The sequence below is a fragment of the Komagataeibacter kakiaceti JCM 25156 genome, from assembly GCF_000613305.1.
Genome location: NZ_BAIO01000801.1, coordinates 1 through 744 on the forward strand (window position 1 = coordinate 1; position 744 = coordinate 744).

At 67.7% G+C, this 744-nt stretch carries 2 pseudogenes; both read right to left on the bottom strand.

Going from position 1 to position 744, the window contains the following annotated elements:
* Positions 1 to 177 (bottom strand): annotated as a pseudogene (locus tag JCM25156_RS28305) (1-deoxy-D-xylulose-5-phosphate reductoisomerase); the annotation flags it as partial.
* A gap of 43 nt (positions 178 to 220) precedes the next feature.
* Positions 221 to 744, bottom strand: a pseudogene (locus JCM25156_RS26365) (phosphatidate cytidylyltransferase); the annotation flags it as partial.

Sequence of the window (744 nt, forward strand, 5' to 3'; positions counted from 1 at the left end):
CTCATCGGCAATGACCGCGCGCCGCGCGCCCAGCGCCCGCGCCTGTTCGGCCAGACGGGTCACGTTGCGCCCGCCCACCAGCGCCACGGTACGAAACTGCTCAGGCGCCTGGAGCAGCAGATCCACGGTGGAACAGCCGATGCTGCCCGTACAGCCCAGAACGGAAACTGTCTTCATTATAACATCATTCCCCAAAACATCTCATGGCCGGGCCATGGCTTCAGTGCAGCCCCACATACCAGAAAGCAGCCCGGCCGACTGCCCATAAAGACAGCAACGCCGCCATGGGGGCCGCGACCAGCAGGCCATCGAAACGGTCCAGCAGGCCGCCATGGCCGGGCAGGATGGTGCCCGAATCCTTCACGCCGCGCGCACGCTTCAGCGCGCTTTCCGCCAGATCCCCGATCTGGGCGCCGATGGCGACGAGCCCGCCGAACAAAGCGCCACGCCACAACGCCCCCGGCAGGGCGCCGGGCATGAAATGGGCGACTGCCATGCCGACCAGCACGGCGCTCAGCAGCCCGCCCACGGAACCGGACCACGTCTTGGCGGGAGAAATGCGCGGCGCGAGCTTGGGGCCGCCAAAGACACGCCCCGCCATATAGGCCCCGGTATCACTCATCGCCACGCAGGCGACCAGGAACAGGACCACCCCGCGCCGGGATCGGTCATGTAGCGCAGCCATAAAAGCGACAGCCCGGACGCAGCTATCGCCACCTGCCCCGCCCACAGCGCCGGACCCAG